Source organism: Halococcus salifodinae DSM 8989, from assembly GCF_000336935.1.
Taxonomy (GTDB): domain Archaea; phylum Halobacteriota; class Halobacteria; order Halobacteriales; family Halococcaceae; genus Halococcus; species Halococcus salifodinae.
Window position 1 is genome coordinate 1 of the sequence record NZ_AOME01000073.1, and the last position, 20,458, is coordinate 20,458.

Annotated in this window: 17 protein-coding genes; 5 read left to right on the plus strand and 12 right to left on the minus strand. The window is 66.5% G+C overall.

Going from position 1 to position 20,458, the window contains the following annotated elements; all coding sequences use genetic code 11:
- Window positions 1-30: 30 nt before the first annotated feature.
- The 7 genes from wecB to C450_RS14580 form a co-directional block, all read right to left on the minus strand.
- Window positions 31-1,011 (minus strand): non-hydrolyzing UDP-N-acetylglucosamine 2-epimerase, encoded by a 981-nt coding sequence (wecB, locus tag C450_RS14550; protein ID WP_005044645.1) that lies wholly within the window; start codon window positions 1,009-1,011, stop codon window positions 31-33.
- Window positions 1,008-2,060 (minus strand): glycosyltransferase family 2 protein, encoded by a 1,053-nt coding sequence (locus C450_RS14555; RefSeq protein WP_049910278.1) that lies wholly within the window; start codon window positions 2,058-2,060, stop codon window positions 1,008-1,010. The genes wecB and C450_RS14555 overlap by 4 nt, the downstream gene beginning before the upstream one ends.
- The gene (locus C450_RS14560) at window positions 2,053-3,441 is read right to left on the minus strand and encodes a nucleotide sugar dehydrogenase (protein WP_005044647.1); all 1,389 of its coding nucleotides are present in this window, start codon (window positions 3,439-3,441) and stop codon (window positions 2,053-2,055) included. Before C450_RS14560 ends, C450_RS14555 begins: the two co-directional genes overlap by 8 nt.
- Entirely contained in the window at window positions 3,438-4,412 is a 975-nt protein-coding gene (locus C450_RS14565) for a Gfo/Idh/MocA family protein (RefSeq protein ID WP_005044648.1), read from the minus strand. The genes C450_RS14560 and C450_RS14565 overlap by 4 nt, the downstream gene beginning before the upstream one ends.
- 102 nt (window positions 4,413-4,514) lie before the next feature.
- Window positions 4,515-5,636, minus strand: coding sequence for a DegT/DnrJ/EryC1/StrS family aminotransferase (locus C450_RS14570; protein WP_005044649.1), 1,122 nt, complete (start codon window positions 5,634-5,636; stop codon window positions 4,515-4,517).
- Window positions 5,633-6,223 carry an acyltransferase gene (locus tag C450_RS14575; protein ID WP_005044650.1) on the minus strand — a complete coding sequence of 197 codons (591 nt, stop codon included), beginning with the start codon at window positions 6,221-6,223 and terminating at the stop codon, window positions 5,633-5,635. Before C450_RS14575 ends, C450_RS14570 begins: the two co-directional genes overlap by 4 nt.
- Window positions 6,224-6,589: 366 nt before the next feature.
- On the minus strand, window positions 6,590-8,158 hold the full coding sequence (locus tag C450_RS14580; protein WP_005044652.1) for an oligosaccharide flippase family protein: 1,569 nt from the start codon (window positions 8,156-8,158) through the stop codon (window positions 6,590-6,592).
- Between the two features lie 204 nt (window positions 8,159-8,362).
- Between C450_RS14580 and C450_RS14585 the strand changes: the two genes are divergently transcribed.
- Both C450_RS14585 and C450_RS14590 read left to right on the plus strand, forming a co-directional pair.
- The gene (locus C450_RS14585) at window positions 8,363-10,042 is read left to right on the plus strand and encodes an alkaline phosphatase family protein (protein ID WP_005044653.1); all 1,680 of its coding nucleotides are present in this window, start codon (window positions 8,363-8,365) and stop codon (window positions 10,040-10,042) included.
- A 1-nt stretch (window position 10,043) separates the two neighbouring features.
- Window positions 10,044-11,048, plus strand: coding sequence for a GNAT family N-acetyltransferase (locus C450_RS14590; protein WP_005044655.1), 1,005 nt, complete (start codon window positions 10,044-10,046; stop codon window positions 11,046-11,048).
- Between the two features lie 96 nt (window positions 11,049-11,144).
- On the opposite strand, the gene C450_RS14595 is transcribed toward C450_RS14590, so the two are convergent.
- Both C450_RS14595 and C450_RS14600 read right to left on the minus strand, forming a co-directional pair.
- Window positions 11,145-11,750: a metal-dependent hydrolase gene (locus C450_RS14595; protein ID WP_005044656.1), complete on the minus strand. Its 606-nt coding sequence runs from the start codon at window positions 11,748-11,750 to the stop codon at window positions 11,145-11,147.
- Between the two features lie 5 nt (window positions 11,751-11,755).
- Window positions 11,756-12,982: a DUF1616 domain-containing protein gene (locus C450_RS14600; protein WP_005044657.1), complete on the minus strand. Its 1,227-nt coding sequence runs from the start codon at window positions 12,980-12,982 to the stop codon at window positions 11,756-11,758.
- 213 nt (window positions 12,983-13,195) lie between these two features.
- Between C450_RS14600 and C450_RS14605 the strand changes: the two genes are divergently transcribed.
- The 3 genes from C450_RS14605 (at window position 13,196) to C450_RS14615 (ending at window position 15,556) form a co-directional block, all read left to right on the plus strand.
- Window positions 13,196-13,477 (plus strand): winged helix-turn-helix domain-containing protein, encoded by a 282-nt coding sequence (locus C450_RS14605; RefSeq protein ID WP_005044659.1) that lies wholly within the window; start codon window positions 13,196-13,198, stop codon window positions 13,475-13,477.
- Window positions 13,478-13,594: 117 nt separating this feature from the next.
- On the plus strand, window positions 13,595-14,758 hold the full coding sequence (locus tag C450_RS14610) for a hypothetical protein (protein ID WP_005044661.1): 1,164 nt from the start codon (window positions 13,595-13,597) through the stop codon (window positions 14,756-14,758).
- 81 nt (window positions 14,759-14,839) lie between these two features.
- Window positions 14,840-15,556 carry a dolichyl-phosphate hexose transferase gene (locus C450_RS14615; RefSeq protein ID WP_005044662.1) on the plus strand — a complete coding sequence of 239 codons (717 nt, stop codon included), beginning with the start codon at window positions 14,840-14,842 and terminating at the stop codon, window positions 15,554-15,556.
- 24 nt (window positions 15,557-15,580) lie between these two features.
- On the opposite strand, the gene C450_RS14620 is transcribed toward C450_RS14615, so the two are convergent.
- The 3 genes from C450_RS14620 to C450_RS14630 are packed head-to-tail and all read right to left on the minus strand — an operon-like array spanning window position 15,581 to window position 20,458.
- Window positions 15,581-17,659 carry an ArnT family glycosyltransferase gene (locus C450_RS14620; RefSeq protein WP_005044664.1) on the minus strand — a complete coding sequence of 693 codons (2,079 nt, stop codon included), beginning with the start codon at window positions 17,657-17,659 and terminating at the stop codon, window positions 15,581-15,583.
- Window positions 17,659-18,864, minus strand: a complete 1,206-nt coding sequence (locus tag C450_RS14625) for an ABC transporter ATP-binding protein (RefSeq protein WP_005044666.1) — start codon at window positions 18,862-18,864, stop codon at window positions 17,659-17,661. The genes C450_RS14620 and C450_RS14625 overlap by 1 nt, the downstream gene beginning before the upstream one ends.
- Window positions 18,854-20,458, minus strand: a complete 1,605-nt coding sequence (locus C450_RS14630) for an ABC transporter permease (RefSeq protein ID WP_005044668.1) — start codon at window positions 20,456-20,458, stop codon at window positions 18,854-18,856. Before C450_RS14630 ends, C450_RS14625 begins: the two co-directional genes overlap by 11 nt.

Below are 20,458 nucleotides of genomic sequence, written 5' to 3' on the forward strand. Positions count from 1 at the left end.
TGAAGACGATCTCGGCGTTCGCTCCGCGTTTTATTTCCTCTCGCGCGCGATGGCGGCCTCGTCCGCGCCGACGAGGACGTTCCAGCCCGCGTCGACGGTTTCGACCCACTCGGTCTCGTCTCGAAGCGTGACACACGGCGTATCGAGGAAGAACGCTTCTTTCTGGACGCCGCCGGAGTCGGTGGCGACGCGCTCGGCCCCGTCGAGCAGCCGGACGAAATCCACGTAACCGACGGGATCGATCAGCGTGAGCTGCTCCGCGATCGTTTCCCGGAGGTCACACTCGTCGAGCCGTTCGCTCGTCCGCGGGTGGATCGGGAACACGACCTTGCGATCGGTGTCGCACAGCGCGGCCATGATAGCCTCCAACCGCTGGAGATCGTCGGTGTTGCCCGCGCGGTGGACGGTCGCGAGCACGTACTCACCCTCGGCGAGATCGTGCTCGTCGAGCACCGTCGACCGATCGGCGGCACGACACCGCGCCCACCGGATGGCGTCGTACATCACGTCCCCGGTCTGGTGGACCATCCCGTCACCGATCCCCTCTTTCCGGAGGTTCTCGACGCCGCGCTGGGTCGGTGCAAAGAGGAGATCCGAGACGTGATCGGTGAGCACGCGGTTGATCTCCTCGGGCATCGAGCGGTTGTAGCTCCGGAGCCCAGCCTCGACGTGGGCGAGCTGGGCGTCGGTTTTCGCGGCCACGATCGCGCTCGCGAGCGTCGAGTTGGTGTCGCCGTAGACCAGGATGACGTCGGGCGATTCGCGCTCGGCGAGTTCGCCGAACCGGCTCACCATCGCTCCGGTCTGTCGACCCTGGGTGGCCGAACCCACCCCGAGGTTGTACTCGGGAGCCGGGATGTCGAGCTCCTCGAAGAAGACGTCGGACATGGTCTCGCTGTAGTGCTGACCGGTGTGGACCAGCACCTCCTCGTGGCGCTCGCGGAGCGCGCGCGAGACCGGGAACGCCTTCACGAACTGCGGGCGTGCGCCGACGACAGAGACGACCTTCACTGTTCGGCCTCCGGCTGCCGCGCCGGTTCCTCCGGTTCGCCAGCCTCGTGGCGTCGCACGCTGAGCCCCTCGTTGGTCTGGAGGTCGTAGACCATCGCCACCGCGAACGAGATCCCGCCGACCATCACCAACAGCAGCGCGATCGATCCCCGGAGGAAGGCAGATCCCGCGCCGACGAACGCGAGCGGGGCGAACAGTCCGCTGGCGACGCCGGCGAGTGTCCCGACGAACCCGAGGAAATACAGGATGACGAGCGGATGGAAGTCACGCACCACGTACCGCATCACGAGTCGGTGGAGGAAGTTGCGCGCGAGCAGCACGGAGAGTTTAGGCACGAACGACGAGTACCGGATCCCGCTCTGCTCGTCGCCGTACACCGCCGGATGGGCGACGTCGGCGACGCGCAACCGGTGGACGTTGAGCGTCGAGAGCACGTCGTTCAGAAAGCCGTAGTCGTCGTAAAGCCCATCGATCTCGATCCGCTGGAGCGCTTCCCGCGAGATAGCGGTGTAGCCGTTCTGCGGGTCGCTCATCTTCCAGTAGCCGCTCGATACCTTCGTGAGGTAGGTGAGCAGCGAGTTGCCGAAAAACCGCCACCCCGACATCTCACGGCGATCTCGGTGGAGCAGTCGCGTCCCCTTCGTGTAGTCCGCCTCGCCGTCCACGATCGGGTCGATGATCCGACTCAGCATGTCGGGGTTCATCTGGCCGTCGGCGTCCATCACCGCCGTGACGTCCATCCGCTCGGCGAGCGCGCGCCGGTAGCCGGTCTTGACCGCGCCACCCCGGCCCTGGTTGTCCTCGTGGTGGATCGGCTCGACCACCTGATCGAAGTACACTCCCCCGTCGGCGAGCGTCGCGGCCTCGGTGCGTTCGTCGTTCGCGCGCTCGGCGTGGCGCTGGATCTCGTCCCACGTCCCGTCGGTCGAGCAGTCGTCGACGACGTACACCCGATCGACGAACCCCGGCAGCGTCTCGATCACGCGACCCACGAACGTCTCCTCGTTGTGGGCCGGCACCACCACGCCGACGGTCTTTCCCCTATACATCGCGACCACGCCCGATCGTGTACGTCCGGTGTGTGGTTCCGGCGAGATCGAGGCTGTCGCGTCCGTCGATGACCACCAGTCCGTCGTGCTCGCCACGGCGTTCGAACGCCGTCCAGTCGATCCCGTCGAACTCCGTGTGTGGCGTCACCACCACCACGCCGTCGAGCGGCCGGTCGGTGACGTTTCCGACGGCGACCGGCGTCGCGTCGAACTCGGCGAAGCCTGCGTCGTCGAGCAGTGGATCGGCACACAGCACGTCCGCTCCCGCCTCGTTCAGCCCGTCGATGATCGACCCCGCGGGCGTCGCGGCAGTTTCTTCGACACCGGGGCGGTAGGTCAGGCCGAGCACGAGTACCCGTGCGTCCGCGAGCGCCGATCCTTCCGCCGCGAACTCCTCGCGGAGCTTCTCGACGACGAAATCGGGCATCCCGTCGTTGACCGCACGTGCGGTTTCGAGCAGCGGGCCGTCGGCCTCACGGCCGTCGAGCAGGAAGTACGGATAGTAGGGGATGCAGTGGCCGCCGACACCGGGGCCGGGGTCGTGGATGTCACAGAAGGGCTGGGTGTTCGCGGTCGCGATCGCCTCCGTCACGTCGATCCCGAGATCGTCGGTGAAACGCCCGAGTTCGTTGGCGAGCGCGATGTTCACGTCACGATAGACACCCTCGAATAGTTTGACTGCTTCGGCCGTCGTGGCATCCGAGACCGCGAGTACGCCCTTCTCGTTGATCGCCTCGTACAGTATCGTCGCGGTCCGGGTGCTCTCGTCGTCGACCCCGCCGACGACTTTCGGGTACGCACCACGGATGTCTTCGAGTGCGCGTCCGCTCGACGTGCGCTCGGGACAGAACGCGACGCCGAACTCCCCGAAATCGAGTCCGCTTTCGCGTTCCAGTTGGGGAATCACGACCTCTTCGCAGGTCTTCGGCGGAACCGTACACTCCACCACGACGAGATCGCCCGGTTCGAGCCCCGCCGCGACGTCCCCGACGACGGATTCGAGGATCGAGAGGTCGGGCGCGTTCTCGGCATCGATTCGCGTTGGGACGATGAGGACGTGGACCGACGCCGCCGCGGCCGCGGTGCGGTTGTCCGTCGCCGAAAGGGCGTCCTGCGCGACGAGATCCGCCACGAGGTCGTCGAGGCCGGGCTCCCGCGCAACGTGGCACTCGCCCGCGTCGACCGCCGCGACCACCTCGCTGTCGGCGTCGGCCCCGACGACGTTTCCGCAGACCTCGGCGTACGCCGCCGCGAGCGGCAGCCCCATCTTTCCGAGCCCGTAGACCGCGACCGGCACCTTGCCGTCACGGAAGGCCTCACGCTGGCGCTCGGCCGTCGCGTCGCTTCCGTAGAGCGACGTGGTTTCGGCGACTCGGCTCACACGTCGACCTCCACGGCTTCGTCGGTGGCGAGCCGGTCGATCGTCCGGGCGACTTCGAGTGCGCGCAACCCGTCGGCGGCGGTCACGACCGGCTCCGTGCCGGTCTCGGCACACTCGACGAACGCCGCGAGCTCCTTTTTCAGCGGTTCGCCGCTGTCGACCATCGGGCGCTCGACCACGCCCTCGTGGCGGTAGTGGACCCCGCTGCCGCCCTCGACGTACTCCGGCAGCGAGTGGCGGTGGATCTCGACCGATCGATCGATGTAGTCGACGGTGATCCAGCACTCGCGGGCGGTGATCGAGAGCTCGCGCACCTTTCGCTGGGTCACGCGGCTCGCGGTGAGGCTGGCGACGATACCGTTCTCGAAGCCGAGCTGGGCGTCGATGTAGCGGTTGTCCTCCGCGCCCAGCGCGTTCACGGTGTCGATCTCGCTGTCTATCACCGACAGCAACACGTCGATGTCGTGGATCATCAGGTCCAACACCGCGTTGTCCTCGATCCGACGCTCGCGCGGCGAGCCGAGTCGTTGGGCGTCGATCGCGAGGATCTCGTGGTTCGCGAGGATCTCGGTCACGGCCCTGATCGCGGGGTTGAACCGCTCGACGTGGCCCACCTGGATCGTGACGCCGTGTTCCTCGGCGAGCGAGATGAGTTCGCGGCCCTCGCTCGGTTCGGCCACGAACGGCTTCTCGACCAGCACGTGGACGCCCGCCACGATACACTCGCGCGCGATCGGGTAGTGGTGGGCGGTCGGGACGGCGATCGAGACCGCTTCGGCGGCCTCGACCAGCTCGGACTGATCCATCGCGCGCGTGCCGTGGCGGGTCGCGATCTCACGCGCCCGATCGGCGTCGGCGTCGGCGACTCCGACGAGGGAGACGCCCGGGAGTTCGCTGTAGACCCGCGCGTGAGACGCGCCCATGCTGCCGACGCCGATCACGCCGACTCGAAGCGAGTTCGTACTATCCATCCGCCGCCTCCATTGCTCTCGGTGTCGCTGTCATCGGCGGACGGTTCCGGATAGCGGCCGTGAGCGGACCGTCGGGTGACGGCCGGACGATCACGGCCGGCGTCACGATGGGTGCCCTCCCGTCTCGAAGCGACGGACAGCGGTCATGATGGTTTCTGTGTCCGACGCCGAAAGGTTTGGATGTACCGGTAGCGAGAGCACCTCCTCGGCGGCGCGTTCGGCGACCGGTACATCACATGCCACCCCGTCGTAGGCGGGCTGTTCGTGGATCGGCGTCGGGTAGTAAACTCCCGTCCCGACTCCTTTATCGTCGAGATGGGCCCGCAGTGCGTCGCGGTCGTCGGTCCGGATGGTGTACTGGTGGTAGACGTGCCGCCGGCCGGCCGGTTCGACCGGCGTCTCGATCCCCTCGACAGCGGCGAGCCCTTCGGTCAACCATGCGGCGTTCTCGCGGCGCTGCTCGTTGCTCTCCCGGAGGCGGTGGTCGAGCTGGACGCGGCCGACGGCCGCGAGCACGCTCGTCATCCGGTAGTTCTGACCGACCGAGACGTGTTCGTAGGCCCCAGCATCGCCGTCGCCGAACCGTGCTGCCGGTCGGCCGTGGTTGACGAACCGCGCCGCGCGCGCCGCTACGTCCTCGTCGTCGGTGAGCACGATCCCACCCTCGCCGGTGGTCATGTTCTTGGTCGGGTAAAAGGAGAAACAGGCGGCGTCACCGAACGTCCCGACGCGCTCGCCGTCGATCTCCGCACCGTGGGCCTGGGCAGCGTCCTCGATCAGGAGGAGGTCGTGCTCGTCGGCGATCTCTCCCAACCGATCCATCGCGGCGGGGAGCCCGTAGAGGTGGACGGGAAGTAGCGCGTCCACGTCCCGTTCGCGGACGATCGCCTCGACCGAGTGGGGGTCCATGTTGAACGTCTCGGGGTCGATGTCGGCGAAGACGACCTGTGCGCCGGCGAGACGGATGGTGTTCGCGCTGGCGATCATCGAAAACGGCGTCGTCACCACCGTGTCGCCGGGGCCGATGTCGAGCGCTTCGAGCGCCGTATGAAGCGCCGTGGTGCCGTTCGTGGTCGCTATCCCATGCGAAGCACCACAGAACTCCGCGAACTCCTCCTCGAACGCTCTGACTTCCGGGCCGTCGGCGAGCTGTCCACCCTCGATGACCTCGGCGACGCGAGCCTTCTCGTGCTCACCGAGCTCCGGATCGGCGATCGGGATCATATCGCGTTCTCCCCCGTGAGTTCGTCGGGTAGTGATTCGTGACGTGCGGGAACACCGACCGCGAGCGTCTCCGGCGGGACGTCCTCGGTGACGACCGCGCCGGCAGCGACGAACGATCCGCGGCCGACCGTGACTCCGGGGAGCAGGGTGGCGTTCGCGCCGATCGAGACGTGATCCTCGATGGTCGGGCCGACGAGGTCGTGCTCGCGGCGAACCGGGTAGGGATCGTTCGTGAGCACTGCACGCGGGCCGACGAACACCTGACTCCCGATTGCGGTGTGGGTGGGGACGTACACGCCAGTCTGAAGACTGACGTGCGACCCGATGGTGGTGGTGCCGTCGATCGTGACGTCGGTGCCGACGAGGACATCGTCGCCGATCGCGGTGTTCTCGCGGACGAGCGCGTTGTGGCCCGTTGTGAAGTCATCGCCGATCTCGACGTCGGCGTAGACGATGGTGCTGGCGCGGATCGTCGCACGGTCGCCGATGCGCGCGGGCTGGGCGTCAGGCGCGTGCTCGTAGCCGACCATCGCGCCCGCGTCGAGGCGACAGTCGGTGCCGGTCGTTGCGTGTGTGTCGTCAGTCATCGACGAGACCTCTTTGTTACACACCGTAGCGGTACAGTCGGGAGACGTGGAGGGCACCGGAGGCGTGGCGACGGACCGCGGGACGTGGGCGGTGTCGCGCACCGTCGGCGTCGCGTCCGGTGAGGGCTGTGGTGGCTCATTCGGTGGACGAATGTGATGACGGGGCCGGGTTCTCGCTCCCCGCAGTCTTGCTGTCCCGTTATTTCTATAAGAGACTCGTTTATCGTATATAGTGTTTTCCTATCGGCCACTGTCAATGTTTCCATCCGGTGGCTCTCGGCATAGTGGTTCTCCCCGACCGACTGGGAACGCTCCCTTTCGTCTGTCGCAGGAGTTTACAGATGGACCGGACGACTCGGACCCGATTCACCGATCCCGATCGATACGCTGCGTGCCCGACGGAATGTATCGCCGGATCAGCGGGATGCGGACACCGAGACGTTGCTCGACGAGATCGATCGGGACCTCGTCCTCGGCTTGGAGACAGCCGGTGACGGCGACCAACGCCACCGCAGCGAGGCTGGCGAGAACCCCGAACACCGGGAGCGTGACCACCGACAGCGTGATGACATCCGAAAGAACGAGTGCCGGCGGGAACAGCCCGAGCGGGAGCACGAGAAACGCCCGGACTGTCCACTTCGAGAACGGCGCGATCCCGGTGGTCCGCCAGAGCACCAGCATGGCGGTCGCGTTGAGCACGAAAAACGAAACCGCGGAGGCGACCGCCGCGCCGACGACGCCGTAGGTAGAGATCAGCACGACGTTCAATGCAACGTTCAACACTGCGGTGACGGTGTTCACGGCGAGGATGTAGCCGGTGTAGCCAAAGGCCGAGAGGGTGTCCTGACACCGGCCGTTGGCCGCGCTCATGAAGAAGCCGATCGAGAGGATCGCGAGGACGGTCGCGGATCGTGGATCAGAAGTGCCCATGATGATGCTCACCACGTCACCGGGGAACGCGACGAACGTGAGAAAGAGCGGGAAGGCGGCGATGTAGATCCACTTCGTCGTCACCTTATACACTCGGTCGACTTCCTCGCGGTTGCTGTCGTCGTCGAGTCGCGAGGCGAGCGGCATGTAGAGAAATCCGAACACCGAGAGGATCACGGGGAGGCCGGCGGCGAGTGGGTAACCGTACTGGTACACACCGGCGGCGTTCGGGGCTTCGGCGAGCGCACCGAGCATGATGGTGTCGATCTGTGAGAGCATCGACGAGACGGCCGAGGCGATCACCAGCGGGGCGGAAAACCGCAACAGCGCCCCTGCATGCGTCCGGAACGGGCCACGGAGCGGGAGGAGTCGATTCAGGAGGACGTGTGCGACCACGAATGCGACACCCGCCGCGACGATGTAGGCGTATCCTGCGGCGAACACGCCGAGACCGAACCCGAACAGGAGGAGAAGGAGCAGTCCTACTCGGAGTCCGTTGTAGAGCAGATCGTACGCGTAGGTCCGGTAGATGGTGTTCTCGTGGCCACGGATCGCGCCGACGGCGATCCGCATTCCGACGACGAGCGGGATCGCCACGGCGAACAGCACGGGAACCAACACCGAAACGTTGGGGTCGAAGACCACGTCACGGATCCACTCTCTGGCGAGAACGAGGCCCGCGGCGATCGAAACTGCGGCGATCCCGGCGATCACGAGGCCGGTCACCCACACCCCACGGACGTCTCGATCGTCCTGGAACCGGGACATGAACCGGGGAATTCCCTGAGAAAAGCCGACGAGTGCGACCGTCGAACTGAACGTCAGCATCGAGAAACCGAGGCTAAACGCGTCGTAAGCTGGTGTCGAAAGAACGTTGGCCAGAAGGGTCTTCTCGAACAGCTTCGAGAACGACCCGAACAGGCTGCCGACGAGCACGAGGCTGGCGCTCGACACCAGCGACGAGAGGTTCGCGTCGTCCGCGGCAGCCGAGCCCTCACCGGCCATCGTCTACTCCCGTTAATCGCGTCATCGAGACCAGTGTCGACGGGCATTTTCGGCGGGCTGTGCGACGAGGATCATCATTCGATGGATCTCCGCGGCGTCAAAATAGCGTTTCGTTCTCGTTGGCTCTCGTGGGGTCATCGAACACGGCGGCGTGCCGGCGGTAATCAGAGGACATAAGGACGGATGGGCTGGGAGAAGTAGTATATGCCGAGCCGTGGATCGGGACCGGACACGCTCCTCGTCGGACTCGACGCGGCCTGTGAGCCGGTGCTCGACCGGCTGTTCGATGCGGGAGCCGACCTTCCGCATCTACGAGCGATCCTCGACGACGGCGCAAGCGGCCCCTTGGAGTCCCAGGTCCCGCCGTGGACTGCGAGCGCGTGGCCGTCGCTGTACACCGGGACGAACCCCGGAAAACACGGCGTGTTCGGCTTTCTCGATTTCGATGGCTACGACTGGGACGTGGTGAACGCCACCGATGTCCGCGAGCGCGCGCTCTGGGAACTCCTCGATTCACAGGGGTTGTCGAGCGTCGTCGTCAACGTTCCCGTGACCCACCCGCCCAGGGAGTTCGACGGCGCGCTCGTTCCGGGCTACGTCGCTCCCGACGACCCAGCCTGTCATCCCGCGGGCCTCCTCCGCGAGGTTCGCGAGGCGATCGGTGAATATCGGGTCTACCCCCGTCATACCGGCGGGAGCGAGACCACGACTACCGAGAAAGTCGCCGAGTACCGCGACACGATCGAGATGCGTGGCGACGCGTTCCGGTACCTCGAAGACCGATTCGCGCCCGACTTCGGGTTCGTGGAGTTTCAGGCGACCGACACCGTCTTTCACGAGTGTCCCGGCGACTTCGACGCCGTTCGGGCTGTCTACGAGGCGGTCGACGAGCAGATCGGTGCGATCCTCGACGCGTGCGATCCCGGTACCGTCGTCGTTGCCAGCGATCACGGGATCGGCGAGTACACCGGCTACGACGTGCGGCTCAACACGCTCCTCCGAGACGCGGGGTTCACCGAAACCGCCCGCGGCGGGCGTGGGATGCCGTCGTGGGACGTCATTCGGGATGAGCAGTTTCTCGACGACGGCTCGGGGGACGAAGGCGACGAGCGCGACAGTGACAGCAGTGCCGGCGGACCGAACGACAGTGAGACAAACCTTCTCGAACGCGCGATGGAGACGGCCGCGCGTGCCGGCGTCACGAGCCAGCGCGTCGGACGGGTGCTCGAACGTCTGGGACTCGCGGAGGTCGTCGTGCGCCACGTTCCAAAAGGGATGATCCGTGCCGGAACCGAACAGGTCGACTTCCCCGCCTCGCAGGCGTACGCCCGCTCGCACATCGAGTGCGGAATCCGACTCAACGTCGCGGGCCGCGAGCCCGATGGCGTCGTCCCTCGCGAGGAGTACGACGCGGTGCGTGAGGCGATCATCGATCTCCTCTCGGATCTCGAAACACCCGATGGGAAACCGGCGTTCGACGATGTCGCGCGCCGCGAGGCGTACTTCGAGGGAGGGGAGGCCGAGCGCGCGGTCGACGTCGTGGTCGTCCCACGAGCGTTCGATCAGTTCCTCTCAACGCAACTGCGCGAGACGGCGTTCGGCCCGCCGACCGAACCCTACAACCACAAGCGCGACGGGCTGATCGCCGCCACAGGCGAGGGGATCGATGATGGGGCGTCGCTCGCGGGCGCGCACCTGTTCGACGTCGCGCCGACGGTGCTCGCGACCCTCGGGCTGGCCCGCGGTGAGCACATGGACGGCGACGTGCTGGCGCTCGTCGAGTCGATGGGTGAGCGCGCGTACCCGGAACTCGACGAGCGCGACCGCGAGGCAACCGACGAACGCGCCGTCGAGCAACGACTCTCGGACCTGGGATACCTTTGATATGAGCATCGAGATCACGAAAGCGACCGACGACGAACTGGACGACTGGAACCGCTACGTGGAGCGATCGCCCCACGCCAACCCCTTCCATCGGCTGGGAAGTCTCGAAACGATGGCCGACCACGCGAACGCCGATCTCCACCCCTTGATCGGATTCAAGGGCCAGGAACCTGTGGGGATCTTCCCGATCTTCGAGATCGAGCGCATGGGGGTTTCGACGGTGTTCTCACCGCCGCCAGATCTCCTGGTTCCCTATCTCGGCCCGGCGCTGTGCAACGTCGAGAAGCTGAAACAGCGCAAGCGCGAGCGCCGCCACGAGAAGTTCATCGATGGGTGTTTCGAGTGGCTCGATCGGGCATGTGATCCGCGCTACGTCCATCTCAACACCGATCCTCGATACGACGACTTCCGACCCCTGGGATGGAACGGGCTGGAAGCCTCACCGAACTACTCCTATCGGGTCGATCTCACGCCGGGTGCGGACGATCTCCTGAAACGCTTCAGCAGCGACGCCCGGAGCAACGTCAAGAACGGTGCTCCTGAACACTGTACGATCGAGGAGGGCGGCGAGGACGCGATCCGCCGGATCGTGACCCAGGTTTCCCGGCGCTACGACGCTCAGGACGAGTACTACGCCGTCACGCCGGCGTTCGTGATCGACCTCCGCGAGCGCCTGCCCGACGGCTGTGTCCGGGCGTACGTCTGTCGGGTCGACGGCCGGTTCGTCGGCGGGATGATCACGCTGGAGGACGACGACATCATCTACCGGTGGCAGGGCGGCGCGAAACACGACGCTGACGTGGCCGCGAACGATCTGGTCGACTGGCACATCATGCGGGACGCCATAGACAGGGACATCGACGGCTACGATCTCGTCGGGGCGAACTCGCGGCGACTCAACGGGTACAAGGCGAAGTTCAATCCCGAACTCCGCACCTACCACCAGGCCGAACGCGCGGGGCCGGCGCTCCAGGTCGCACGCGAAGCGTATCTCCGCCTTCGCTAAGCGTCCCTCCGCCTTCTGTTGGATCTGCGCGGCTGCGGCCGCGTTGTGTCGCGGTCGTGGCGTCGCTGCTGACTGTTCTCGATCGTTTTTCGACGATCAGTGACGCGACGAACGGCGGCCGACGAGGCGGGCGAACAGCCCGGTTCCCGGCCGGCCATCACGGAACCAGAGCAGGAGGACGCTTCCGAGCACGAGGAGTTCGACCGCGACGAACAGCAATCCCTTCGGACTGGCCAGCTGGCCGAGGTAATCCTGGAAGTAGTACCACGCGTTCGTCAGTATGCCCGCTCCCGCGCCGGGTCCGACGATCGGGTTCGATACGTCCACGCCGGGTCGGGCGACTGCGGGCCAGAACAGGAACCAGTAGGACGCATCGCCGCCGAGAACGATCGATGGGAGAACATCTCCGGGGAGGTGTGTGAGATAGCCCACCGTGAACGCGATCGCGGGCTCGGTTCGACCGATGCGCCATCCGACGACGAGCACGAGCGCGGCCAGGGGGATGGCGACGAACAGCGAGTGGGCGAACACGCCGGCGGGCAGCACGTCGAGCGCCCACGACAGCGGCTTGTCGACGAGATCGGGGAACTGCGTCCCGACGACGACCGCCAGCGTTGCGGGGCCGTTCGGTGTGCGGCCCCGGAGGTGGGCGAACAGCGAGTAACACAGGTAGCCGACCGCGAGATGTTCCCACGGGAACATGGCGTTCAGCCGCCACCGCCGCTGCCGCTGCCGTTACCGCCTCCGCCGCCACCACCGCTGCCGTTACCGCCAGTACCGCCTCCGCCGCCACCCCCGGCACCGCTACCACCGCCGCCCCCGGAACCGCCTCCGCCACCGGCACTGCCGGCTCCGCCGCTGCCGACGATGTCGACCGACAGATGCGTGGTCACGTCGGCGTTGCGAGTGGTGGGGTTCTGTGGCGGATCGCCCTCGTAGAGGAGATAGGTGAGCTGGAGGCGCTCGCCGGCCACGTCCGGGGTGATTCGGTGCTGGCGCTGCCACGTCCGGTTTTCGGGGACGGTCGGCGATCTGAACCGCGTGAGCTCGCTCCGGCCGACGACCTCGCCGGCGTCGTTGAGCCGCTGGAGTTGGGCCACCACCGTGTAGTTCGTCGCTTTCCCTTCGTGATTCTGTACTTCGAGTGTGTACGGTTGGCTCGCCTCACCAGCGGTGAGCGTGACGTTTTCGTGGACGGTTTCGAGTCCGCTATCGTCACCCTCGCTCAGGAGTGCCACGTTGGTGGTGGTCTCGCCGTCTTTCGGCACTGTGAGCGCGTAGCTCATGCTCACGGCGGCGACGAGGATACTGAGGATCAACACGGCGTTGAGCAGCACGTCGGCCGGCGAGCCCGAGAGCCCGTCGGCGAAATCGTCGATCCAGTAGCCGACCGGCACCGCGAACCGTTCCGAGCGCGGGAGGCGGAGCCGGCGGACGATCCCGGCGATCGCGAACACCAGAGAGAACACCACCACGATCCCGACGATCGGTCCGGTTCGGTACGGCGAGCCGGTGCCGAGCAGCGTGGCACCCAGATCGATAGCGAGCGCGAGCAGCGGCGCGATGAACAGGCTGAGACCAAAGGATAGCGCGAGTCGCTCGCCCCAGCGAACGCCGCGTTCTTGGATCGAGCGCGCGCTGTCGTAGCGTTGGGAGAGCCGCGAGAGCGAATTACTCCGATCGGCCGTCCGTGACGGCCGTCCGGGAAACAGCGCCGCCACCAGCGCGTAGCCCGGGACGATCAACAGTAGCGGAAGACCGAGAACGGCGCGAACAACCGTCGGAAGGCCGCCGACGATCGCGATCAGTCCGCCCGCGACCACGGTGTACAGGACGAGGACGAGGAGATCGCCCGGCAGTCCGCGGAGTCCCGACGCGTCGCTGTCGTAGCGTTCGATCGTCGTATCGTTGCCGGTGAGCGGGTCGCGGGACACCGTTGGGACTACTACCGAACAGACTCCTAAAAATTTGGCTATCCGTGGTTTCTCGGCGTCGTTCGGCGACTGCGGGGTCGAGCCGCTCCGTTCACGCCCCGACACTGGTTGGTACGATACCGTTACTACTGCAAAAGCTATGTATATGGAAGTAAACGATACGCACTCGTTATATTCCTCCAGCGAGTAGTCGCTATCAACGGGGTGACTGCAATGGCAGAGGATTGGGATACGGTAAGCTACGTGATCCGGTCGCAGTACCGGGTGGACGTGCTCGAACGACTGGCGGAGGGCCCGGCGACGCCATCGCGGATCGCCGCGGACAAGGACATCGCCATCGCGCACGTCTCGCGCGCGCTCGGTGGACTCCGCGAGGACGACCGCGACATGGTCGAGCTGCTGGTCTCCGAGGACCAGAAGAAAGGTCGGGTGTATGGGATCACCGACAAGGGCGAGCGCGTCTGGGACCGCCTCCAGTCCGAAGGCATGATCTGATCGGCTGCGTTGCAGTCACCACCGATCCGACTGACTTCGTCGCCCTGGCCGCTTCGCTGCTGTCCCGGCGGCGGACAAACGGCATTTATATCAGTCCGCGTCGAGCAGCCCATCGCAATGAGTGGAGATGCAGGAACGCGCGATCGAAGCGGTGCTAGCGTTCGGTTACGGATCGCGAGCATCGCGCTCGCGCTCGTCGTCGTCGGCTCCGTGGTCGCCGTCGTGCCCGCGGCGGCACAGGACAGTGCGGAGCAAAACGGTTCGGACACGTTCATCGTCCAGCAGGGCGACAGATGTACCGAGATCACCGCCCTCGGCGACGGCTCGCAGTCGGTCGAGGAGTTCTACGACTACCGCTCGCCGGTCACGGATCAGGAAGGTCTCTACAGCTCCTACGGCACGACCGACATCCAGCAGAGCCAGGTCAGTCAAATGTTCGTCTATCGCGGGAGCGAGGGGCTGAGTCTCGTCTTCCTCCACGACCAGTTCGGCGACGAGAGCGGCGGGTTCGTCGCCACTGGCGACGTTTCGGGGCTCCCGGCGAACGGCGAGTGGGCCGTCGAGGACGACACCTACAACAACCGTGACGACATCTTCGAGCACCAGAACGGGTCGAGCCACATCGAGTGGTTCTCGAACGGCAACCGGACCGACGGAGCCGCGTTCCGCGGGCTCGGGAGTGCGGAGTATCGGACGATCACCGCCGACGTGCAGTTCAACGAGGAAGCGGACACCTACCCCTTCGAGGAGTGGGACGGCAGCCCCGAGGACAACCAGATCGAACGCTGGATCCTCCGCTCCGGTTCGGGCGACACCACCGAACTCGACATGAGTCAACCTGTGGAGATCAGCCCCGGCACCTGTAGTGGTGGTGTCGAGACGTACACGCCGACACCGACGTCCGAAGCGAACGGCACCGCAAACGAGACTACCGACGTCGGAACGACGGGCACTGAAACGACGGCGACTGAAACGACGGGGGCGACCACGACCCAGACCGCCACGGCGACGGCGACCCCGACACAGACACCGACCACAACCCCAACGCCGACCGCCACTGAAACCTCAACCCCGACCCAGACGGCCACCCCGACCGCGACCGAGATGGCGACAGCCACCTCCTCCGCAGCCGACGACACGACAGCGGCGAACGACAGCGCCACAACGACCGGCGGCGACGGGAACAGCGGCGCGTTCGGTCCCGGATTCGGCATCGTGACGGCGCTCGTGGCGGCGATCGCCCTCATCGCGGCGGCCGGACTCGCACGCCGACGGGACTGACTCGCCGATCGCCTACCGACTGCACGACAGTTTTTCGGCAAGCCTAAAAGTTCAAGTACGGCCGGTCCCGAGCGGCGTTCGATGCAGCAGATCGCCGATACGGACAGCCAGGGAGACGAGGAGTACACTTTCGATGACGTGAGCGTCGTGATGGGAACGTACAACGAGGAGGCCGCCGTCGGTGGCGTGCTCGCGGCCATCGACGACACCACGGACGGCGCGGCCGAAGTCGTCTGCGTGGATAGTTCGACCGATCGAACGCCCGAAATCGCGCGCGAACACGGCGCGCGCGTCGTCGAACAGGAGCCACAGGGCTACGGCGTCGCGGTGAGCGCGGCGCTCGCGGCGGCCGATCGTCCCGTGGTGGTGACGACCGACTGCGACGGCACTTATCCGATGGAGCGACTGCCCGACTTCCTCGACGCGATCAACGCGGGCCACGACGTGGTGAGCGGCGATCGACTGTACCACGGAGCCGACACGATGCCGCCGTTCAACCGCCTCGGCAACCACGCGTTCGCCCTCCTCGCGAGCGTCCTGCTCGGCGAGCGCGTCCACGACACCACCACCGGGATGCGTGCGTACCGACGCGAGGTCATCGATGCGATCGAGTGGACCGAAAACACCGGCCTCTCGGCGGAGCTGCTCATCCGACCGCTCGCACGCGGCTACGACGTCCGCGAAACCCCGATCGAGTACGGCGAGCGTCGTGGCGAGACCACGCTCGACCCGCTCGCTGGCGGGGCAGCGATCGCGCGCTCGATCGTCGACGTCTGTCTCGAAGAGCGCCGCCGGTAGCGCCCCGATCCGACGGCGCGAGCGTCATCCTTCCGAGGTCGCCGAACCGTTCGCCGTCCGCGTCGTCAGCCCTGTTTCGACGAACACCCCGGGAGGCGTCGCACCGACGGTGCCGCGTCCGCCGCCACAGCGAAAGTCCGGACAGACCTCGGTCGTGGGCGGGAGGACACGGAGGCCGTTCCTCCCGCCGTCGAGCGGCATGACGAGTCGGTAGCCGAACCCGCCAGCAGGACCTTCGTTGACGAACACCGACAGCGTGAGCGAGTCCTGGCCCTCGAGGGATACCGCGCTGCCGTTCACGGCGGTGACGTTCCCCGTCAGCCGCGCGCGCTCGTCGGCAACGAGGCCGAGATCGAGACTCCCGTTCGCGGGCGAGCCGGCGTAGTACGCCTGTTCGTTCCCGTTGGCGAGTCGAACCGAGACGCTCTCGGGCGAGTCTGGAATCCCGAAGCGGCCATCGAGTGCGACGCGGTCGCCCTCGTGGACCTCGATGGGACGGAGGCGGGCGTCGGCGGCGTCGCCGCTCGTCGGTGACCACAGCCCCTCGTAGACGTATCGGTAGTACGTCCGGTTCGGGTAGGCGTCGACGACCGCGAACTGGCGTTCGGCCACCGCGTAGACGGTGTCCCCCGCGAAGTCGGGGTCGTTGCGAAGCGTCTGGAACGGATGGCTGAGCCAGTCGCCGTACGGCGTCGGGAGGAAGACGACCGCGTTCTCGACGGAGCGGTTTTCGAACGGCTGGTAGGCCCGTTCGTACTCGGCGGTGACGTTGCGGTTGCGGTCGAGCGGTTCGTCGATCGCGGTCGCCGTTGCGCCCGCGAGCCCCGCGCTCACAACGAGCAGGCAGACCGCGACGACCGCCCGGGCCTGTCGGGCGTCGAGGTGGTCTCGCGCCGCTCGCCGGAGACCGAGCGTCCCCCGAACACCGGTGTACGCCGCAAACGCCGCCACCGGAACGAGCAGGTCGAAGTGGTAGTACGGTCCCAGAAACGCGAGCAGCCCGTCACCCGGCGATTCGAGCGCGCCGAGCACGTTCAGGTTCCCCCAGAAGAAGACGTTGCCGACCGGAATCGACACGAACAGGCCGGCGAGCACCGCCGTTCGAGCGTTCCGTTGCTCTCGCGGAACGCCAAGCGCCAGCGCCGTCCCCAGCGCCGCGAGCACCGTCCCGAGCACCCCGGCGACGGCCCACCGACCGAAAAACGCCGCGAGCACCCGGGCGTTGGCTCGCAGCCCGAGTTGCGGCGTGTACTGTTCGCTGTGGCCGAGGATCGCCCGCTTTCCGAACCCGATACCGTCGAGGGGGGCGAACGCCGCGTAGGGGAAGGTGAACGGATCGCCGGTGACGACGACGTTGTATCCGAGCGCGACGAGCACTCCGAGACAGCCGCCGGCAGCGGTGAGGACGTTCCTGAAAACGGTGCGACGACTCTCCTGAAGCGTCCAGAGCGCGTGGACGACGAACGGTATCGCGAACAACACGGCGGTGTAGGGCCGCGAAAAGAAGGCGACGCCGATGGCGAGTCCCGCTATCGCCGCCAGCGGTCGACTCCCGGTGCGGTCGGCCCGGAGATACGCCGCCGCGAACAGCAGGTTCCACGCCGTCGTCGGCGCGTACGCCAGGAACACCGACGACGTGACGAGGAAGAGTGGCGAGAACAGGAGCAATCCGCCGGCGAGCAGCCCGACGACATGGGCGAATTTCCGGCCTTCGTGACGGAACGCCTCGCTGACGACGACTGCCGTCAGCCAGACGTTCGCCGCCGCGATGGCGACGAGCGCGAGGCGGAAATCACCGAGCAGTTGTCCGACGGCGAACATCGCCGCCGCCACGGGGGCGTACTTCGGGTAGAGCCCCTGTTCGCTATCGACGAAAAACCACGGTCGAAACGCCTCCCGTACTGGTGGATCGAGGAACAGCTGCCCGTCGAGCAGCATGCTGGCCTGCTGGAGATACACTCCCTCGTCGTGGTTCAGCGAGAGGTATGGAAAGACGCTCGTCGAAACGATCCAGATGACGACCGCACCGACCAGCGCGAGACCGGCCGCCGCGAGCCCGAACCGATGTCTGTCGAGCCGCTCACGGACGTGTCCGCCGTCCATCACTCGGCGGGATACCACGCGAGCGTGTGGTCGGCGTCGAACGCGATCTCCACGCGCCGATCGAGACGGATGTCGGTCGTGTGGTTGTGCTCGCAGTGGATCACGTCACCCGTGTCGAGTTCGACGCGATAGACGAACGAGGACCCGGTGTACTGGCGGTGAACGATGCGGCCGTCGCCCGCGTCCCCGTCCCCGTCTCCGCTTCCTTCTCTTTCCTCAACCGGGACCGCTTCGAGGTCGTCCGGGCGAACCAGCACGTCGATGTCGGTGCCGGTGTACTCCTCGGTCAGCCCTTGGAGCGTCGCGGTGTCGAACGTCCCGATTCCGGTGTGAACGCCCGTCTCTTCGACGCGTCCCGACAGAAATCCCGCACGGCCGAGGAACTCCGCAACGAACCGCGACTCGGGCTGTTCGAACACGTTCTCCGGCCGGCCGACCTGTTCGAGACGGCCGTCGTTGAGGACGGCGACTCGATCGGAGATCGACATCGCCTCCTCCTGATCGTGGGTGACCGAGACGGCGGTGACACCCGCTTCGTCCAGAATCCGACGGACCTCCTCGCGCATCCGGACGCGGAGCCGTACGTCGAGGTTCGAAAACGGCTCGTCGAGGAGGAGGAGGTCGGGTTCCGGTGCGAGCGCCCGCGCGAGCGCGACGCGCTGTTTCTGTCCTCCCGAGAGCTGATCCGGCGTTCGGTCGCCGAACGATTCGAGACCGACGAGTTCGAGGAGCTCCGTGACGCGGCGCTCGCGTTCGTCCGCAGTGGCGTCGGTGAGGCCGAACGCGATGTTCTCGGCGACCGTCATGTGGGGAAACAGCGCGAAGTCCTGAAAGACGATGCCGACGTCGCGGTCCTCGGGATCGACGGCGTGGCTGTCGTCGGCGACACGCTCGCCGTCGAGGGTGATCGTGCCGGCACTCGGCGTTTCGAGCCCCGCGATCATCCGGAGGGTCGTCGTTTTCCCACAGCCAGACGGGCCGAGCAGCGTCAGGAGCTCGCCGTCACGGACCGCAAGCGAGAGATCGGTGACGGCGGTTTCTCTCCCGAACTCCTTGCTCGCGTCGGCGAGTTCGAGCACCACGTCGGCCGTTTCGGTCGTTTCCGCATCAGCCGCTACGGTCGCCTCGGTCTCGGCTGCGCTCTCCTCGGACTGCTCGTTCGCTTCGTCGGATCGTGGTTCGACTGTTGGGGATTTACTGGACATTGTCGCCCTCCTGTGTGAGGATCACGAGCATCGAGAGTCCGGAGACGGCGACGAGCACGAGCGCCGGTACGGCGGCCGCCCCGTAATATCCTGCGCCTTGAACCTGCCAGATGTAGGTGACCAGCGTCTTGAACTCCGAGGGATGGAGGAGCAGCGTTGCGGGCAGCTCCTTCATCGTGGTGAGAAAGACCAGCGCCGCCCCGGCGACGACCCCGGGGGCGATCAGCGGGAGTGTCACCCGCCGGAAGGTCGAGAGCGGGGAATGACCCAGCGTCCGCGCGGCTTCGAGCAGCGAGCGGTCGACGTGGAGCACCGAGGAGTTTGTGGAGCCGACCGCCTGCGGGAGAAAGCGCACGACGTACGCGAAGATCAACAGCGGGAGCGTCTGGTAGAGGCCGGGGAGGTAACGAACGCCGAAATAGACGAGGGCAAAGCCGATCACGATGCCCGGTGCGGCGTAGCCGAGATACGTCGCTCGATCGAACAGGTTCGCGAGTCGCCCGTTCGTCCGTGCGGAGAGATAGCCGACCGGTAGCGCGGCGAGCGTCGCGACGACCGCCGCGAGCACTGCGACGACGATGGAGTTCAGCCCGTAGGACCACTCGAAGGCGAACCCGCCGGCGGTGTAACCCGGGCCGCCGCGGAACAGCCACATCCCAAGGATGCCGAGCGGGACGAGCAGCCCCAACGTTGCCACCAGTGTACAGAGAGCGAGCGCCGGGCCAGTCCAGACCCCGAGCGAGATGGTGTTTCCCCGGCGGCCGCCGGCGTAGGCGTTCTGATCACCGGGCGAGAGGCGCGATTCGATTCCGAGGATGGCGACGGTGAGTCCCAGCAACAGCACCGAGAACAGCGCCGCACGATCCCGGCCGAAGGCGTTGTATTCGACGAAGATCCGGCGGGTGAACACGTCGTAATGCATGATCGAGGGCGTTCCGAAATCCGAGAGCGCGTACAGCCCGACCAGCAGCGCGCCGGCGGCGATTCCCGGCGCGATCTGTGGCAGGACGACGCGGCGAAAGGCACCAAAGTAGGAGTGATTCAGCGTTCGGGCGGCCTCGACCTGCGAGGCGTCGAACGACAGCAGCGCCGCGCGAGTCGTGAGAAACACGTAGGGATAGACGAACAGCGTCAGGACGAGAACGGTGCCGTGGAGTCCGTAGATGGTCGGAATCGACTCGATTCCGAGCGGCGCGAGCAGATCGGCGAGGACGCCACGCGGACCGAACGCCGAGACGAACGCGAACGCGCCGATGTAGCTCGGCACGACCAACGGCAGCGCCAGCACGACCGTCCAGAACCGCCGGAAGGGGAGGTCCGTTCTGGCCGTCAGCACTGCGAGCGGCACGCCGAGCAGCACCGAACCGACGGTGACCGCAGTGACCAACAGCGCGCTGTTGATCCCGATCTGGATCGTCGATGGCGAGGCGAGCAGCGCGAGCGCGCTTTCCGCGCCCATGTCGAACGCCTGAACGACGAGCCACACGATCGGCGAGACGACCGCGAGCGCGACGAGCCCGGCGAGCGCCAGGAGCCCGCCTCGGAGCACCCGCCCGCGGTCGATATCGATACCACCGGCGTCGAAGGTACTCAT

What these genes read in the sequence shown, in the direction of transcription:
- C450_RS14555 (WP_049910278.1), bottom strand. Translation starts at nt 2,060, where the DNA reads ATGTATAGGGGAAAGACCGTCGGCGTGGTGGTGCCGGCCCACAACGAG.
- C450_RS14565 (WP_005044648.1), bottom strand. Translation starts at nt 4,412, where the DNA reads ATGGATAGTACGAACTCGCTTCGAGTCGGCGTGATCGGCGTCGGCAGC.
- C450_RS14570 (WP_005044649.1), bottom strand. Translation starts at nt 5,636, where the DNA reads ATGATCCCGATCGCCGATCCGGAGCTCGGTGAGCACGAGAAGGCTCGC.
- C450_RS14575 (WP_005044650.1), bottom strand. Translation starts at nt 6,223, where the DNA reads ATGACTGACGACACACACGCAACGACCGGCACCGACTGTCGCCTCGAC.
- C450_RS14580 (WP_005044652.1), bottom strand. Translation starts at nt 8,158, where the DNA reads ATGGCCGGTGAGGGCTCGGCTGCCGCGGACGACGCGAACCTCTCGTCG.
- C450_RS14585 (WP_005044653.1), top strand. Translation starts at nt 8,363, where the DNA reads ATGCCGAGCCGTGGATCGGGACCGGACACGCTCCTCGTCGGACTCGAC.
- C450_RS14590 (WP_005044655.1), top strand. Translation starts at nt 10,044, where the DNA reads ATGAGCATCGAGATCACGAAAGCGACCGACGACGAACTGGACGACTGG.
- C450_RS14595 (WP_005044656.1), bottom strand. Translation starts at nt 11,750, where the DNA reads ATGTTCCCGTGGGAACATCTCGCGGTCGGCTACCTGTGTTACTCGCTG.
- C450_RS14605 (WP_005044659.1), top strand. Translation starts at nt 13,196, where the DNA reads ATGGCAGAGGATTGGGATACGGTAAGCTACGTGATCCGGTCGCAGTAC.
- C450_RS14610 (WP_005044661.1), top strand. Translation starts at nt 13,595, where the DNA reads ATGAGTGGAGATGCAGGAACGCGCGATCGAAGCGGTGCTAGCGTTCGG.
- C450_RS14615 (WP_005044662.1), top strand. Translation starts at nt 14,840, where the DNA reads ATGCAGCAGATCGCCGATACGGACAGCCAGGGAGACGAGGAGTACACT.
- C450_RS14620 (WP_005044664.1), bottom strand. Translation starts at nt 17,659, where the DNA reads ATGGACGGCGGACACGTCCGTGAGCGGCTCGACAGACATCGGTTCGGG.
- C450_RS14625 (WP_005044666.1), bottom strand. Translation starts at nt 18,864, where the DNA reads ATGTCCAGTAAATCCCCAACAGTCGAACCACGATCCGACGAAGCGAAC.
- C450_RS14630 (WP_005044668.1), bottom strand. Translation starts at nt 20,458, where the DNA reads ATGAGTACCTTCGACGCCGGTGGTATCGATATCGACCGCGGGCGGGTG.